At 67.4% G+C, this 16,211-nt stretch carries 13 protein-coding genes; 2 read left to right on the top strand and 11 right to left on the bottom strand.

The window, feature by feature from the left end; genetic code table 11:
- Positions 1 to 93: 93 nt before the first annotated feature.
- From Q8R75_RS15420 to Q8R75_RS15410, 3 genes are all read right to left on the bottom strand, one after another.
- On the bottom strand, positions 94 to 1,074 hold the full coding sequence (locus Q8R75_RS15420) for an AAA family ATPase (RefSeq protein WP_305614226.1): 981 nt from the start codon (positions 1,072 to 1,074) through the stop codon (positions 94 to 96).
- Positions 1,075 to 1,191: 117 nt separating this feature from the next.
- Positions 1,192 to 3,048: a serine/threonine-protein kinase gene (locus Q8R75_RS15415; protein WP_305614227.1), complete on the bottom strand. Its 1,857-nt coding sequence runs from the start codon at positions 3,046 to 3,048 to the stop codon at positions 1,192 to 1,194.
- A gap of 147 nt (positions 3,049 to 3,195) precedes the next feature.
- On the bottom strand, positions 3,196 to 3,414 hold the full coding sequence (locus tag Q8R75_RS15410; RefSeq protein ID WP_305614228.1) for a hypothetical protein: 219 nt from the start codon (positions 3,412 to 3,414) through the stop codon (positions 3,196 to 3,198).
- 134 nt (positions 3,415 to 3,548) lie between these two features.
- Here Q8R75_RS15410 and Q8R75_RS15405 point away from each other — a divergent pair, with 134 nt between their 5' ends.
- Positions 3,549 to 4,229 (top strand): hypothetical protein, encoded by a 681-nt coding sequence (locus tag Q8R75_RS15405; protein ID WP_305614229.1) that lies wholly within the window; start codon positions 3,549 to 3,551, stop codon positions 4,227 to 4,229.
- A 19-nt stretch (positions 4,230 to 4,248) separates the two neighbouring features.
- Here the strand turns inward: Q8R75_RS15405 and Q8R75_RS15400 are convergent, their stop codons facing one another.
- The 3 genes from Q8R75_RS15400 to Q8R75_RS15390 form a co-directional block, all read right to left on the bottom strand.
- Positions 4,249 to 5,085 carry an alpha/beta fold hydrolase gene (locus Q8R75_RS15400; RefSeq protein WP_305614230.1) on the bottom strand — a complete coding sequence of 279 codons (837 nt, stop codon included), beginning with the start codon at positions 5,083 to 5,085 and terminating at the stop codon, positions 4,249 to 4,251.
- A gap of 88 nt (positions 5,086 to 5,173) precedes the next feature.
- Positions 5,174 to 7,585 (bottom strand): EAL domain-containing protein, encoded by a 2,412-nt coding sequence (locus Q8R75_RS15395; protein WP_305614231.1) that lies wholly within the window; start codon positions 7,583 to 7,585, stop codon positions 5,174 to 5,176.
- Between the two features lie 10 nt (positions 7,586 to 7,595).
- A complete protein-coding gene (locus tag Q8R75_RS15390) occupies positions 7,596 to 8,195 on the bottom strand; it encodes a methylamine utilization protein (protein WP_305614232.1) in 600 nt (199 codons plus the stop codon).
- 342 nt (positions 8,196 to 8,537) lie between these two features.
- Between Q8R75_RS15390 and Q8R75_RS15385 the strand changes: the two genes are divergently transcribed.
- Positions 8,538 to 9,428: a DUF4394 domain-containing protein gene (locus Q8R75_RS15385; RefSeq protein WP_305614233.1), complete on the top strand. Its 891-nt coding sequence runs from the start codon at positions 8,538 to 8,540 to the stop codon at positions 9,426 to 9,428.
- 95 nt (positions 9,429 to 9,523) lie between these two features.
- On the opposite strand, the gene Q8R75_RS15380 is transcribed toward Q8R75_RS15385, so the two are convergent.
- From Q8R75_RS15380 to Q8R75_RS15360, 5 genes are read right to left on the bottom strand one after another with little or no spacing between them, the layout of a single operon-like run.
- Positions 9,524 to 10,309 (bottom strand): TorF family putative porin, encoded by a 786-nt coding sequence (locus tag Q8R75_RS15380; RefSeq protein WP_305614234.1) that lies wholly within the window; start codon positions 10,307 to 10,309, stop codon positions 9,524 to 9,526.
- Positions 10,290 to 11,684 (bottom strand): tryptophan 7-halogenase, encoded by a 1,395-nt coding sequence (locus tag Q8R75_RS15375; protein WP_305614235.1) that lies wholly within the window; start codon positions 11,682 to 11,684, stop codon positions 10,290 to 10,292. Before Q8R75_RS15375 ends, Q8R75_RS15380 begins: the two co-directional genes overlap by 20 nt.
- Positions 11,681 to 13,840, bottom strand: coding sequence for a cytochrome c biogenesis protein CcsA (ccsA, locus tag Q8R75_RS15370; RefSeq protein ID WP_305614236.1), 2,160 nt, complete (start codon positions 13,838 to 13,840; stop codon positions 11,681 to 11,683). The genes Q8R75_RS15375 and ccsA overlap by 4 nt, the downstream gene beginning before the upstream one ends.
- Positions 13,833 to 14,483, bottom strand: coding sequence for a S8 family serine peptidase (locus Q8R75_RS15365; protein ID WP_305614237.1), 651 nt, complete (start codon positions 14,481 to 14,483; stop codon positions 13,833 to 13,835). Before Q8R75_RS15365 ends, ccsA begins: the two co-directional genes overlap by 8 nt.
- Entirely contained in the window at positions 14,480 to 16,210 is a 1,731-nt protein-coding gene (locus tag Q8R75_RS15360; protein WP_305614238.1) for an ABC transporter ATP-binding protein, read from the bottom strand. Before Q8R75_RS15360 ends, Q8R75_RS15365 begins: the two co-directional genes overlap by 4 nt.
- Position 16,211 lies beyond the last annotated feature (1 nt).

Genomic DNA, 16,211 nt, shown 5'->3' with positions numbered 1-16,211 from the left:
TTCACACGATGGGGCAGCGATCGAAGGAGCGTCGTTCAGCGCTGGAAGACTCGGGTGGTTCATGCGACCGGAGCGTACCAGAGCACGTGTGCGCTAGAACCCTATCTTCTTCTGCCGGGTCGCGCGGCCGGCGTCCAGATCGGCCGGCAGCAGGTGGTCGCGCCGTTCCAGCTTGGCATTGCCGAAGGCCGCCATCAGCACCTTGCGCATGTCGCGCGGCGGCACACGGGCCAGACCGTCGATGACGTCTTCCGGCGCGTCTTCGTCGAAGCCCCAGTGATGTACGGCAAGAATCTCGCCATACAACGTACGCGCTATCGCACAGGCCTGATCGTGATCCGGCCGCGGAACGGTGTACACATTCATGCGACTCAGGATAGGGTCGGGAATCGAACGCTCGTCATTCGCCGTGGACACCCACATGATGTGGCTGGCATCCATGTCGACCTCGATGAATTCGTCCTTGAACTGGCGCGCGGTGTCCTGCTCCAGCAAGCCATACAGCGCACCCATCGGGTCATAGCGCGGGTCGCCACCGGCCTTGTCGACCTCGTCGAGCACCAGCAGCGGATTGGCGTAGTCGCCGGACACCAGCGCCTGTGCGACCTTGCCCGGCCGCGCGTGCGACCACTGCGACGAGGTGCCGCTCAGTATCCAGCCAGCAGTCAGCGACGACATCGAGACGAACTCGAAGCCTGTACCCAGCACATTGGCAAGTTGCTTCGCGAAGTGGGTCTTGCCGATGCCCGGCTCGCCGAGCAGCAGGATGGGCGTGAAATGCATCGGCTCGTTGCCGGCTACCGCCAGCGCGAGATAGCGTTTGAGATCGTCCAGCACGGGTGCGAAATTCGGACAGCGGGCGTACAGCGGATCGAGCCCGTCGAATGACGAAGGCTTGACGACGTAGCGCACGCCACCCAACTGCTTCATCTTTTCGTAGTACGCCACCAGCGACTCGTTGCGTGATGTGGCACCCGATTCCATCGCCCGGTCGACCGCGCCAACGCTGTAGATTTCGCGGCATTCGGCCAGTGGAATCTGAAACTCAGCCCCTTGCATCTCAGCCCCTCGCATGATTCGTCTCCCGATGTTGCTGCACCCACCTGAAGGTCTAACGTCGCGCGCACCGGGAAGTTGAGTCGGGTCCGCAGGCGCACGGTCGGTGCGTCATCCGATGCATCAACCGTGCCACTACTGCGGTGTCGGAACGATCAGCCGGGCAAGCGTGGCGAAGCGACTCGGTTGACCGAGCATCAGCTTTGCCAGTTCGTCCAGCCATTCGGTCCCGTTGTCTTCTGCGGGCGGCTGGTAATCGACGATGCCGAAACGTTCGACATTCTGCAAGGTCAGGCGCAGCGTCAGCCGGGTGAAATCGGCGTTCAGTTCGACCCGGCCGCGCACTTCGGGCGCAACATCGAATACTTGGGCACGCAGGCGATTCTGTTCGTCACGCAAGGCCTGTTCCTCAAAGCGCAGGCCGTGTTCGCGCAGCGCCACGCGCAGCGCGCTCGCCGCCTGCGGCTCGCGCTCGCAGCGCATCAGGGCCTGGCCGCGCAGCAGCCAGGCCAGCGACACGCGAGCCAGCTGATCGGGCGCCTCCGGACCGCGATTGCGGGTGTTGACGTCGGACGCCTGCCAGGCCAATCCGCGCAGCACACCCAGACCGAGCAGCGGATAGTCTCGCGCGACCTGCGGTTTGATCACATTGAGTTGGCCCGCAAGCTGCGTCAGGTAGTCGCGCACCAGCACAAGGCGGGCGGCGAGCGCCTGTTCCGCTTCGGTGCGCACCGCCCGCTCGCCGCGCTGCATCTGCGCGTTGTGCGTGCGGATGCGCTGTGCCTCGCTGGCAAGATCGGCCAGCAGCGACGACGCGGCGGCTGCCGGCGCACCCGGCGCCGCGCCGTTCGATGCTGCGGGCACCGCTGCACCCGCAGCGACTTCCGGCTCGTCGTGCAGCGTGGGGAAAGCCGGCCCCTGTGTCGCCGCCTCGCGCAGCGGCTTCAGGCGGCTCTGCGCGGTGCCGTCGGACACCACGCCGATCGAGGGCGGCGCGGTGCCACGGGCCGAAAACGCATCGATGTCAGCCGCCAGCGCGGCCAGCACGTCGTCGACCGGCAGACCGGGTTTCTGCGACTGACCGCGACGCAGGCTTTCCGGACCGTCCACCAACTCCGGACTTTCCATCGCACGTGGCGGCGGTTCAGCCACTTTCAGCACCGTTGCAGCAACCGGTTTGAACCGGATCCAGCGCAGCGCATCGGCCAGCTCGGCGGCCGTCTGGAAACGGTCGACGGGCGATTTCGCAAGCGCCTTCATCACCAGCAGATCAAGTTCGGGCGGTACATCCGGGTCGATCGCGCTCGGCGTGGGCGTGGGTACGTGAGCGATGTTTTCCAGCACGCTGGACAAGGTGCCGGTCAGCGGCGAGCCGAAAGGCGGCCGGCCGGCCAGCATTTCGAACAGCAGCGCACCGAGCGAAAACACGTCGGAGCGCGCGTCGGGGGCAAGCCCCTGAACCTGTTCGGGTGAAAGATACTGCGGCATCGCCGGCAAGGCATCCGGGGCCGGGGCGGGCAGCGCAAAGTCGGTCACCGACACATGGCCGGCGCCGTCAACCAGAAGGTTGGATGCCGTCAGGCCGCCATGCGTGACGCCGTTGGTGTGGGCATGCGCCAGCGCGTCGGCAGTCTGCAGACCGATGCTGCATACCCATTCGAAAGACAGGCGCGGAAGTGCGTCGAGCAGCTGCCGCAGCGAACGTGCATCCACGCGGTCCATGGCAACCCAGGGCGTACCGTCGCCGGCACTGACGCCCTGTTCGATGATGCGCACGATGCACGGATGATTGAGCTGTGAGGCGTGCAGCAGACGGGCGCCGAGCGCGCGGACGTAAGCCGGCACGTCATCGGCAAGATCGGTACGGAAGGTTTTCAGCGCGACCAGACGACCGCTGCCCGCTTCGGTCGCTTCGAATACAGCGCCGCGTTCGCCGCGGCCGATTTCTCGCCCGAGCGCATAGCGCCCCACCTTGCGCGGCGCATCAGCCATGCGCGACGCCTCGTGCGTTCAGCGGTGGAGGGTGAAGCTGTTGGCGTGGAACGTTAAAAAAAGTATCGCAAGGCATGTTTGCGATCTTACCCAAGCTGCTGCCACTGCACACCCTCGCGCAGCAGCCCGGGCCGGCATTACGACGATTTATTCCTGCAAACGATAGATATCGCGCAGGAACGCATCGGGATCGGACACGGCAGTGTGCGAGCGCGCAACCGATGGGCGGCGGCTGGCAAGCGCTGCTTCGGGCTGCGGCAGCCAGCCTGCGTCGAGCACTTCGTCGCCGTAATCCTGGCGGCCGAGCGACTTTCCAGTCATGAAATCAAACAGGTCCATGTTTCTCTTCCTGAACACACCGTCCATTGCCATCGGCTCGTGCCCCGGCGACTTGAGGGTTCCGATCGCCGGTGGCACACATGTTTGCGGCTTCTGTCTGCCGTCTCGTTGAACTACGCTGAAGAGGTCTGACCTCCTCCCCACCGGTGCATCTCGCTGCCATGTTCCGTTGCTGCATCCTGCTTGTTTCGCTGTGCGCACCGTGCGGTACGCAACCCGCCGCCGCCGCGGATGCAGCGAGCCGCGCGAATCAGCAGATCATTGATGCCGCGCTCGCGCGCTGGTCGACCGGTCCGCAGGCAGGCTGGCTGTCGCGCATCCTGCCGCCGACAATGACGGCCGCTGCGCTGCCCGAACCGGATTCGCCCGCTGCGTCGTTGTTGGCGCGCTACTGCGTTCAGTGCCACCACCTGCCGAGCCCTGCGATGCACCACCCTGACAAATGGCCGAAAATCGTCGACCGGATGGTGTTGCGCATGCGGGGCAGCGGAAACCGCGGGGCGCTGATGAAACACATGATGGGCGGCGGCGGCGCGCCGGACGAGGAAGAAGTACACATGCTCACCGGCTACCTGAGACGTAATGCACAGAAGCCGATTGATGTGGCGCGCTATCCGGACCTGGACACGCGCGGGCGCAGCTTCCGCGACGCCTGCGACCAGTGCCACGTGCTGCCGGAACCGTCCAGCCGACCCGCCCGGGAGTGGCGTCGCATCGTGCAGCGCATGGAAGACAACATGTCCTGGATGAACCGGATCGTGGGTTCAACGCCGCAGCGGGACGAACCCCAGCTGCGGCGCCAGGACATCCTGGGCTATCTGGAAAGCAAGGCCGGGCGCTGACTCGGCGCCCGACACACGCTCAGACGACGCCTGCCCCCTGCGACTGGCTGCGCGCACTGCGGCAGGCGACCGGCAGCCAGTCGAGCACGCACTGGGCCACTTTGCGCCAGTCGGCTTCCAGCATCATGCCGTGGCCCATGCCGGGGAAGATGCGCGCCTCGACATCGAGTGCACGGGCGGTCATTTCGGTCAGCGAAGGCGGAATGATGGGATCGTACTCGGCGCCGAGCACCAGCAGCGGCGCGCGCCGCATGCGTGATGGCTGCGGCAGGTCGAACAGGGTCATGTCCCAGATCACGCGCGCCGATTCCGGCTGCACGCGACGCGCCATCTGCTGCAGGCGCTCCATCGACACCGGCTGGGCGAACAGGGCTTCGCGCAGCACCTCGGGCGACGTGCCGCCGCCGTTCAGCAGGTTGTTCAGTTCCGACATCAGGTCGGGCCTGCGCAGCGCCAGGCCGACCGCCGACGCCCAGAGCCCCTGCGGCGGCACCGACGCCATCAGTACCGCACCGGACACCTGTCTCACTTCCATACACTTCTGTACCACCATGCCGCCCATCGAGTGTCCGATCAGGATGGGGGGTACTTCAGAGCCGTCGATGAGTTCGAGCACGTCGCGCACGTAGTCGTCGAGGCTCAGCAGATCGAGAAATTCGCGCCCCGGACTGCCGCCATGGCCGGACAGCGACAACGCGGTCGCCTCGAAGCCGGCGTCGGCGAAGTAGGACAGGAAATGCTCGTCCCAGCACCAGGCTGCCGTGTAGGCGCCGTGGACGAACAGCAGGGGTGTTGCGTGGGTCGCCGCAGCCGGTCTTCGCGTGATGACTTCCAGCGGACCTTGGCGCTTGATCATGTTTCAGTGCTCCGATGGTTTCGAGACACTTTAACTGCAAGCAGGTATCGGGCCCGGACACACATTGTCGAAAACGTCACACGGAAGGTCACAAAGCGTCAGCGTGTTCAGGTTGCGCAACGACCTCGTCGTTGTCTGCGCAGGTGCCCGGCTTGGCGACCGAAGTCAGCGCCCAGTGCGACTCCCGGAACCACTTTTCAAGCGCTTCCACCGGAATCGGCTTGCTGATGAGGTAGCCCTGGGCCAGATCGCAACCGAGTTCGCGCAGCCGTTCCAGCACGGCTTCGGTCTCGACGCCTTCGGCCGTCACTTTCAGACCCATGTTGTGCGCCAGTTCGATTGTCGAACGTACGATGATTTCGTCGTTCGGATTTTCGACCAGGTTCATCACGAAGCTGCGGTCGATCTTCATTTCGCTGACCGGCATCTGCTTGAGGTAGGACAGCGAGGAATAGCCGGTGCCGTAGTCGTCGATCGACAGCAGGCAGCCGGTGTCACGCAGCGCCTGCAGATTGGCCAGCGCGCGCAGCGGATCGTCGAGCACCGCGCTTTCGGTGATTTCCAGCGTGATCAGGCGCGATTCGCAGCCATGGCGCTCAAGCATTCCGATGAAGCTGGTGGGCAGGTCGGGGTTGAGCAGGTCGCGCGCCGAAATGTTCACCGACACGTTCACTTCGATGCCGGCACGCAGCCACAGGCCGCACTGGCGGATCGCGGCATTCATGACCCAGAGCGTGATCGCCTTGATGTAGCCGGTCTGCTCGGCGAACGGGATGAAATCGAACGGCGGAATGAAGCCGCGCGTCGGATGGATCCAGCGCACCAGCGCTTCGACGTGGTGCTGGCGGCCCGGCACCAGCGCGACCTTGGGCTGGTAATACAACACCAGTTCATCGTGCTCGACAGCCGCCCGGAGCTCGGTCAGCAGCGACAGCCGCTCCACGTTGCGTTCATGGTGGCGCGGGTCATAGATGGCCGCGCCGCTGTTCTGGCGTTTCGCCTGATACATGGCGACGTCGGCGTGGCGCAGCAGCGCCTGCACGTCGTCGCCGTGTTCCGGAAACGAAGAAATGCCCATGCTGGCGCTGACGTCCACCATCTGCCCTTCGAGGCTCATCGGCTGGTCGAGGGCTTCGGCAATGCGCATCGCCACGCCGTAGGCCTTCTGCGCATCGGCGCCCGGCAGCAGTACGGCGAATTCGTCACCGCCCAGGCGCGCCACCTGATCGCGCACATCGCGCAGCGTGTCGCGCAACCGCTTGCCCACTTCGACCAGCAGCAGGTCGCCCAGGCCGTGGCCCAGCGCGTCATTCACCATCTTGAAGCGGTCCATGTCGAGCGTCAGCACGGCCAGTGCGCCAGCGCGCACCTTGGCGTCGCGGACACCATCGGTCAGCCGCTCGACGAAGTAGGCGCGGTTCGGCAGGCCGGTCAGCGTATCGCGGTAGGCCAGTTCGGAAATGCGCGCCTCGCGCGTCGATATGGCTTCGGTCATGTGCGAGAAGGCATCGGCCAGCTGCCCGATCTCGTCACGCCGGTCCATGACCGGCGGCACGCCGTACTCGCCCTTGCCGACGCGGCGCGCGAACTGCGCAAGCCGGGCCACCGGCGAGGCGATCGATCGCCCGAGCAGCGCGCTGGCCACCAGCGCAAACAGCATGCCCGCCAGCGACAGCTGCAGCCAGTTGTCGTACAGGCGCTGCCACGGTTCAAGCGCGCGATCGAGCGACAGCTGCAGCACGACCGTGATGTGCTGCTGCGTGCCCGCTTCGATGATCTTGGGCCGGCTTGCGTAGTCCGTGCCATCGAGTGGCAGCATTTCAGGCAGCGCCCCGCGATGGCTGCGGAAGGCCGCGAGCAGCCCCGGCTGCAGCGTATCGGCGAGCGAACTGGCCGCCAGCATCCATTCACCGCCATCGGTCCGGCTCAGGAAGCTCAGGTCGAGGCCGGACACCCGTTTGAGGTCCTGCACGAACGGCTGATCGACGATGAATGCGGTCACGACATAGGCGACCGGCAGCGGCGCGAGTACCGGCACCACCACGACCTGGTACAGCGTGCCGTCGATGATGACCAGACCGCTCCCCGATCCGCCATTGCGTGCGTTCTCGATCAGGCCGTGCAGTTGCGGCGCAACGCCCTGCGCTTCGTCCGGATAAACCGCCGTGACGCTTTCGTCGAGGCCGAGCAGCATCATCAGGCTGGCTTCGATCCGCTGGCCATGATTGCCGAGCGCCGACACGATCGTTTCGTTGTCGCGACTGGTCAGCGCCTCACGGAAGCCGTAGTCGGCGGCCAGCACGCGGGCGGCCTGGGTCAGCTGGCTGGCCCGCTGTTCGAGCAGGCGGGACAGGACCCGATCGGCCGTCTGCAGTTCGGCACGCACATCGTCGAGCGCGCTGGCGCGGCCGAGCTGGCCGAACATCAGCAGTCCGCCGGCCTGCACCACCAGCAGCAGCAGTGCGCAACAGGTGGCAATGCGCCATTTGAGACTGTTCATTCGCATCGTTTCAGGGTTTCAGATCGACCGTCACCGGCTCGGTCATGTCGGCACTCACCCTGATCGGACGAGGCGGAAGGTCCGGCATGCCGAGCCGTCGCGGATGCCAGGCCTGCAGCAGATAGTCACCCGGCGGCAGGTCGGCCACCTTCGCCGTGCCATCGTCACCCGACACGGCAAACCACGGGGTGTCTGCAACCATGATGTAAGCCAGCATCCGGTCGTGAATATTGCAGCCGAGCACGACGACGCCCGGCTTGTCGAACACCACCGGGCGGGCGGGTGTGCCGGCGTACAGCTTCAACTCGAACACCTTGGACGCGGAAAAGGAATACACATGGTGACGCACCGTGTCGTTGTTCGGAAACTCGACTGCGGCGCCGGTCTGCACCACGCTGACCAGGGGCACGAAGGTCTTCCTGACCTGTTCGATGCTGGCCGGACGAGGCGGCGGCAACGCGCCCCTGGCCACCGGCAACAGGGTCACCACGACGCTGTCGAGCGCACGTCCCGACGGTTCACTGGTCTGGAAGGTGACGGTTGCGGCCTGCGCAGCACCCGTCAGAAGCGCTGCGGAAAGCCCTGCCGCGCGCGTCATCCGTCCTGCCATGCAAGCCTGCTTCCGCACTCCCTTGACGCGCACGATCCCGCTACCCACAAACTGTCGATGCTCCGGCTAACGGCAGCAGGGCGTCACCCTTTAGGGATGCCACCGCGCATCAGACGTCAGCCCGGGGTGGCGTCGGGGCGCCTGAAACAGACAAACCTGACGTCACTGCGCGTCGCGATCGCGACAGTTGCATGAAGTTCATACAGGCAATTGATGAGTGCGCTAAAGGCTGCAGCGAATCAACCGTAACCCTCCATGGATCTTGTCCGCGCGCCAGGAAACGTGAGCAAACCGCAAGCGCGAGGCTGTCAGCCCCCCCTTCATTCAATCAAGGACATCTCCATGCAGAGCGCCGCCCGTCTTCCGCTGCTGACGCTTGCCTCGACCGTCTGCCTGCTCACCGCCTGCGCCGGCACACCCGACATCGAAGGCCCGCCGCGCAAGGAAACCGTATTTGCTGTGACCCAGTCGCACCACCTGATCAGCTTCAATGCCGGCCAGCCGGGCAGGCTCCTGTCGGATGTCGCCCTGACCGGGCTGGACAACGGCGAACAGTTGCTGGGCATCGACTATCGGGTCGCCCGGGGTGTCATGTTTGCGCTCGGCAGCACTGGCCGCATCTTCACGGTCGATGTCGTCCAGGGCCAGCTCAAGCCGGTCGGCAGCGCGAAATTCGCCGCGCCGCTGAATGGTCAGCGCTTCGGCTTCGACTTCAATCCGGCGGCCGATCGCATCCGCATCGTGTCCGACGCGCGGCAGAACCTGCGCGCCCATCCCGACACTGGCGCACTGGTCGACGCCGCACCCGACATCGCCGGCCTGCAGCCCGACGGCCCGCTGACCTATGTGGAAGGCGACATCAACGCCGCGGTGGCGCCGAAGATCGTCGCCGCCGGCTACACGTACAACCAGGACGACGAAAAGCTCACGACCAATTTCGCGATCGACGCCGCCACCGGTGCGCTGGTGCGTCAGGGCTCGGTGGAAGGCGTGAAGCCGGTGGTGTCACCGAATACCGGCAAGCTGTTCACGGTCGGCGCGCTCGGCATTGCCGGGCTGGCCGACGCGCACTTCGACATCGCCGACGTCAGCAACGACGCCTACGCCGCGGTCAGCACGGTGCAGGACGCCACGCCGCAGTTCTACCTGATCGACCTGAAAACCGGCGCGGCGACGCGTCTGGGCAAGGTCGGCAAGGGCGAGCCGCTGCGCGGCATCGCCATCGAACCCTGATAGCAACTACCGGGGCAGGCCAGAACAGCGCGCCCCCGTCCCGGGACGGGGGCGGCCACGCGCTGCATTCGATGCCGGCAAGACCCCGGGAACGGTCAGAAGGTGCGTTTGACGAAGGCCAGCCAGTTCGGATCGCCCGGCTGCTTGCAGCCGTTGCCATTGCCGTTGCAGATCGGCAGGTAGGCGTTCTTGTCGACATTGGTGTCGACATACGACAGCCCGGCCTGCCAGCCACCTTCGAAGTTCCGGGTCACGCCCACCTTCCAGTCGGTGAAACTGTATTGGTCGTAGTGCTTCACGTCCTGACGGCCGACGTGAAGCTGTGCGGTCCAGCCGGGCAGGAATTCGTAATTGACGTTCGCCTCCAGGTAGTAGGAACCGTCGGAGTCGCCACGGCCCATGCCCATGGAGCGATCGTTGAAGCCGAAGTAGTCGGTCACCATCTGCGAGTACTTCACGTTCAGGAATTTCCAGGTGACCCCGGCATACAGCTCCAGCGAGTTGAAGTTCTCGCCGCTGCCGTTGTACTCGCCACCCGGGAACAGGAACTGCAGGAAGCCCACGTCCAGCGTGAAGTCACCGATCGCGTGCGCATAGCCGCCATAGACGTCGATCTCGCCCACCGCGTTCGGCAGCGCATCCCCGCTGACATTGGTGCCCCACACGCCGAGGTAGAGGCCGCTCGAATGCGCCAGATCGAAGCCGCCCTGCACCGCGGGTTTCTCCTGCGAGTACGAAATGCCGCGGAAGATGTACTGCGAGAACACCCCCACGTTCGCGCTCACAGTGAAGGCTGGCACGGGCTCCTGAGCATGGGCAGGCAGCGGCAATGCCGCCATCAGCAACATGGGCAGCAGGACATCAAACCGGGTTCTTTTCATCGTTAAACGCTCCTCTTGCGGTGGTGAGATCGCCGGATCGATGCCCGGCGCGGGTAAGAAGGGAATGCGTCTGCAGCCAGCGCAGCGCCCGGGCGACTGCGTCGGCCGGCGCGCCCAGATGACAGCCGATGTCGGCCGGCACGATCGCTGCGTCCGCCTGCAGCAGCGCGTCGAGCCGGCCGAGATCAATACCGTCGATGAAGCGCACGCCCCGCGGATGTTCGGCGCTTACGACGACGCGGCGCTCGACGATGAATCCGTCCTCGACTACCGGCAACGTTGCGAACGCAGCCGGACCGGTGGCGTTTGCGACGGACGGCCGCGTGGCCACTGGCTGCGTCACCCACTGCCAGAAGGGCTCGTCCTCCCAGTGCGTCTCGGCTGCGTAGTGCTGTCGCGCCACCTTGACGCGCGAGAAGAACACCGCTTCGATGCGCTCTCGCAGGTAGCCCCGCGCCAGTTCTGCCTGCGCCGGGCGCTGCAGCAGCGTTTTGATGACCGGCACCGTGGCAATGGCGCCGGAGGCCGCCTCGAACATGCCGTGGCCGGACAGCGGATCGCAGGTGTAGGCGGCGTCGCCGACACGCAGATAGCCGTTGCCGGCGACCGCGCCGCGCAGTGCCGCTTGTATGCCGCGCGCCCGCGCGGCACCGGTCGCCTTCAGCTGCCTGCCGAAGCGCTGCGGCAGACGCGTGAGCTGCGCCAGCGCCGCCGCGTGCGCGAGATCGAGGTCACCGCCGAAGGCGGCCACGCTGGCCGGCCGCATGACAACCTGGATGTGCGCACAGCCCTGCAGATCGACACCCCCCCAGGCCCAGCCGGACGGGAAGGATTCGATGAAAGTTGTTCGCGGCTGCGCCCGCGCGCCGTCGAAGGTGCGCCCCAGCGATACCAGCGTCGGGCCGGTGTGGAGATCGGGCGCCATCTTCGGCGCGGTATGGCCGCGACACTCGGCGAGCAGTGCAGTGTCGGTGCGCTGCTGGCGACCGTCGACGTCCTCCCAGCGCACGCACCAGGCACCGCCCTCGCCACGCTCCTGCTCGCGCACAAGCCCGTCGCGCAAGTCGACGCCGGCCGCCCGCACGTCGCGCAGCAGTGCGGCGTCGAAGGCGACGCGATCGACCACGAACTCGCCGTTCATCTCAACCTCCTGCGCGTTCCAGCTCGACACGCGATGCCAGCGCGGGCCGAGCAGGGCGAGCGCCTCGTGACAGCCGAGCTGATTCAGCGCCGCGACCACGCGCTGCGACAGACCCTCGACCGCGGGCGCCGTGCGCGGCCGCCCGATCACCTGCGCCGGTATGTCGTGCCGCGCGAGTGCGATCGCCAGCAGGCTGGCGGCCGGACCGGTACCGAGTATCAGCAGTGGAATCATCGCTGCGGCTCCCGGTGCACGGGCAGCGGGCGCAATGCAAGCCACAGGGCGCCCAGCGAAGTCAGCGTCAGACCGATCCACAGCAGCGACGCGAAAGGCAGCACACGCAGCACCACCACCGCCTGCGCGGCCTGCGGCCCGCCTTCGAGCGCCGCCACCGCAGACGAGGTGGCGACCCATAGCTGCAGGTCGCGCGCCCAGCCGCGGTCGATGAAGGGATGCAGCACATAGCCCGGCTGGTCCGCGTAGCGCGCATAACGGTAGTCGAGGATTTCGCAGATCTGGCGCACCGGACCTGCGTAGCCGGCGATCGCGCTGCGCGCGTCGCGGTACAGCGTCTGCCCCTGCAGCACGCCGTGCTCCGGCGTCGAAATCTCGATCTGCGCCAGCGCGCGGAAGCTGCCGCTGCCCCGCGTGCGACCGCCGTCGGGCGCGCGGTCCACGTCGAGGCTGGTGACGCGAACGGCATAGCCCTGGTGCGCGCGTTGCCAGTCGCCATCGATATCGATCAGGTGCTGCGAATAGCCATTCAGCGCAGTCGCCAGCAGACCGCCCCACAGCGCGACCACCGCGCCCAGATGCAGCAGACCGAGCGGCAGCTGGTAGCCGGCAGTGCGGCGAGTGCGCCAGGCGCCGTGCACGCTCCAGACGGCACAGCCGAGCGCGAGATAGGCGCCCGCGATCAGCGCGGCGTCGATGCGTGGCAGCACGGCGACGATCTGCTGCGACAGCACGCCACTGCCGGCGTAGCCGTTCGCCAGCAGGCCGCCCCGTACGAACACGACTGCGCAAAGCAGCGTCGCGACAGCCAGCGTGATCCAGCCCAGCCGCGCCGACAGCCGGCGCGCGAAGAACCAGCCGCCGATCAGCCCGGCCGCGACCATGGGCAGCAGCAGCAGGCGCGCCAGCCCGTAGCCATCGACGTCCCACTGGGCGAAGGCCGCGCGCAGCGCCGGCAGCTCGGAGCCGCGCGCCCAGTTCTTCAACGTTTCGAAAAAAGGTTTCAGGTCGTCCGGCCGCGGCAGATCCCGCGCGCTGGAGAAACAGGCCCAGGCGAGGTGGGTAGCCGCCGCCAGGCCGATGAACACAAAGATGAGCTGCGTCACGCGCAGACCCCAGGCCGCCAGATTCAGGCGCGCGGCGTGCGGCAGCGGCTGCACCGTGCGCCAGCCGCGCAGCCAGGCCAGCAGGCCGGCACCCAGCAGCAACCCGGCCAGTGCGATGTGCGCCGCCCAGGTCGAGGCCCCGACGTAGCGGTGCGAACTGGCCAGCGCATCATTGCGCGTGACGCCCATCGCGACCGCGGTCAGCACCGCCGCGGCCAGCGCGGCGAACGGCACCCAGCGCCACATCGTGCGGCCGGCCCGCCAGCCGCCGGCGCCGTGCAGGTGGGCGGCAAGCAGACACCACACGGCGAACACTGCGGTCTGTACCGGGTCCCAGTGCCACACCTGCCCGTACATCGCGTCCTCGAAGGCCCACACCATGCCGAAGCCGATGCCGGCGGTGAGCAGCGCCCAGGCGCGTCGCGCGTGCATCAGCGCACTGCCCGGCCAGCGCGCGTCGTGACCGGCGAGTGCCGCCAGCGCGGGAGCGGCCAGCGACAGCGTCCATGCGTAGGCGGCGAGGATGAGCGGCGCATGCACCAGCATCCAGATCTTCATCAGATGCGCATTCATGCCCTGCGATGCCGACTTCTGCAGCCAGTCGACCGGCGTCGCCGCGAACGGGCCGAGCCAGGCGGCGGTCAGCGCATACCAGGCTGCCAGCAGGGCAGCGATGTCGATGCGCTGACTGCGTTGCGCGGCGCCGCGTGCCGCCAGCGTGGCCAGGAAGGCGGCCAGCAGCAGCGTCGTGCCTTCGTCGCCACCCCACAGATTGGCGAGCTTCAGGTGCAGCGGCAGTTCGGCGCCGCTGTATATCCACACGTAGCGCACGTCGAAGCGGTCGCCCAGCAGAAGCACGGCGAGCGCGATCAGCGCGCCCCACAGCAGGCCGGCCACGACGCGCAGCAGCGCGGAGCGCCGGACGGGCACCACCCCGGCCCACAGTGCGGCGGCGCCGGCGGCTGCAAGCAGCACATTGCCAGCCGCCGGCAACACCGCACAGCCCAGCGCCGCCAGCAGCACGGCACCCCACAGCAGGCGATCACGCATGACGGCGCTCCGGTCCGACATGGATCGCCGCTCGCTGCAGCCGCGCGCGCAGATCATCCGACGCGACGCCTTGCGCAAGCAGCGCGGCAATCAGCCCGCTCATCCGCGCGGTGGCGATGCTGGCGCCGCCGCCGTGCTCCGGGCGGCCGGGTTCGATCAGCGGGTGAGTGCCAAAATCGGCCACAGCGGTCGCCAGCCACGACACGTCGCCCGCTGCGCAGCGGGCGTCGCCGGTGACCGCGATGCAGTGCGCGAACGCGGCCGGATACACCGGCGCACCGCGCGCCGGCGCCGAGGCGACCAGCACGATGCCGGCGTCTGCGGCGTCGCGGCAGGCCTGCGCCAGCCGCCGGGTGGCGCTCGGCATGCCGAAGCTCATATTGATCAGTTGCACGCCTTGTCCGATCAGCCAGTAGAGGCCGTCGAGCACTGCATCGACCGTGGTTTCACGGCTGCTTCCGAACACCTGTGCCACCGCCAGCCGCGCCTGCGGTGCATGCGCGAGCACGCAGCGCGCGATCTGGCTGCCGTGGCCGCGTGCGTCGGCGTCCAGCGGCGCGGTTCCGGATGTGGCATACACCGCGTCGCTCAAGCCGCTGTCCAGCGCACTGTCGAGCAGACCCACGCGAACGACGACGGTCATGCGGCGGCCTGCGGAAAATCGATGACGCGGTCGAAGGCGAACTGCGACAGGTCACGGTGGCTCACCACGATGCGCGTCGCCTGCGGCAGCAGCGCGTCGATCGCCGCCAGCGTGCGCAGCTCGAGCGCGCCGTCGAGCGAGGACGTGCCCTCGTCGATCACCAGCACTGCCGGCGACATCAGCAGCGCGCGCGCCAGCGCGACCCGTTGCCGCTCGCCGCCGGACAGCGAGGCGCCGCGCGGGCCGACCATGGCGTCCAGCCCGTCGGGCAGACGCGACAGGAAGTCGCTCACGCCGGCCGCCTGCGCCGCCCGCCCGACCTCTTCGCGACTCGCGTCAGGCCGGCCATAGCGGATATTGTCGAGCAGCGAGCCGGTGAACAGCACCGCCTCCTGCGACACCACGACAATGCGCCGACGCAGCGTCGCGCGGTCGATGGCTTTCAGGTTCACGCCGCCGATGGCCATCCAGCCGGCCGACGGTTCGAAGTGGCGGTGCAGCAGATCGATGAAGGTGGACTTGCCGCTGCCCGAGTCACCGCGCAGCCACACCCGCGCACCGGCGGGAAGGGTCAGATTCAGTCCGGAGAAGGCCGCGCGCGCAGCACCCGGATAGGTGAAAGCGAGGTCGCGCACCATCAGGTCGCCGACCGGGAAGGCGTTGCCCGGCAAGGGAGCCGAATCGTCCGGCACGTCGAGCGCGCGCAGTTCGTCGACGCGGTTCAGGCCGACCTTCACGCGCTGCCACTGCAGGTAGAGCCCCATCAGCGCATGCAGCGGCGCGCTGGCGCGCTGCACGCAGGTGGCGAAGGCGACCAGCGTGCCCAGCGTCAGCGGCTCGCCAGCCAGCATCGAGAGGCTGCCGCCGACGAAGATGCCGATCACCGCCAGCGACAACAGCAGATTGGGAAAGGCGCCGCCCAGATAGCCGAACAGCTGCAGCGACAGCAGACGCTCGCGCACCGTGCCGTGCAGCGCACCAAGTTGTTCCTGCTCGCGCTTCTCGGCAGCGTGCGTCTGTATGCAGCGCACCGCGCCGATCTTCTCGACCAGGAAGCTGGACACCTCGACACCGGCGTCGCGCGACTGTTGCGACAGCTTCTCGATGCGCGGTCGCACCCAGGACAACACGATGCTGTTGAGCACCATCAGTAACGCGAGGAAGAGCGCAAGCTTCGGGCTGAGCAGACTGAGCAGCACGACGGTGCCGATCAGCGTGAGTACCGAGTTGATCGCCGACAGCACGGCGTCGACCGCGAAGCGCTGCACTTCGCCCAGATCGCCTTCCAGCCGCGTCAGCAGGTCGCCCTGGCGCATGCGCGCGAAGAAGGCCGGCGACAGCCGCAGCACATGCGCGAACAGCGATTCGCGCATGCGGTGAAGAATGCGGGCCGACGCCGCCACGTGGATGCGTCGGCAGGCGAAGCCGACCGCCAGCGCGAACAGCGCCAGCCCGACCATCCAGCCGCCACTCGCCAGCACCGCCGCGCGATTGTGCGCGAGGATGCCGTCGTCGATCAGCGCCCGGGTCAGCAGCGGCTGGGCCAATCCGGCCAGCACGGCCAGCGTGGACAGCAGAAGCACGGCGGCCAGCGCCGGCCACTCGGGCCGGATGAAGTCGCCGGCCCAGCGGTAGAGCGCGCCGAGACGACGGCCGCCCTGCGCCGCAGGCGCCGCCGCGACCGGCGCGGCGCCCGCTGCGGGCACATGGAGTGCTTCTGCCCTCATG

This window comes from Methyloversatilis sp., from assembly GCF_030696805.1.
In the GTDB taxonomy this organism is placed as follows: Bacteria; Pseudomonadota; Gammaproteobacteria; order Burkholderiales; family Rhodocyclaceae; genus Methyloversatilis.
This window is presented reverse-complemented; position numbering and strand designations above follow the sequence as displayed.